Here is a 258-nt window from a genome sequence, read left to right as displayed (position 1 = left end):
CCGCCGGTTGTCAAACCTCGGCTTCCGGTAACGGGTTTTGCGGTAACGCCGACTCCGGCGTATCGCTCGCCTCTGCCCCAGAGAAGCGCGAATCCGGTGGCCCCGGTGATGCAGCTCGCCGGCCCAGATCACCGTCTCGCCTCGGCGGGCAAAGGTGGCTACCAGGGCCATGCCCGTCGTTTTGCTGCCCGGATCGAGCTTAAGGCGCATAGGCTGCACTTGCCCATCGTCCCGATCCTTCAAAATGATAGTGAACGG

1 protein-coding gene is annotated in these 258 nt (G+C 63.6%); it reads right to left on the bottom strand.

From position 1 onward, the window contains the following. Positions 1 to 246, bottom strand: a 246-nt coding sequence (locus ACYQ3M_RS11670; RefSeq protein ID WP_460036252.1) for an RRXRR domain-containing protein, incomplete at its 3' end; no start/stop codon positions are given. Positions 247 to 258 lie beyond the last annotated feature (12 nt).

It is taken from the genome of Methylothermus subterraneus (assembly GCF_054656915.1).
This window is presented reverse-complemented; position numbering and strand designations above follow the sequence as displayed.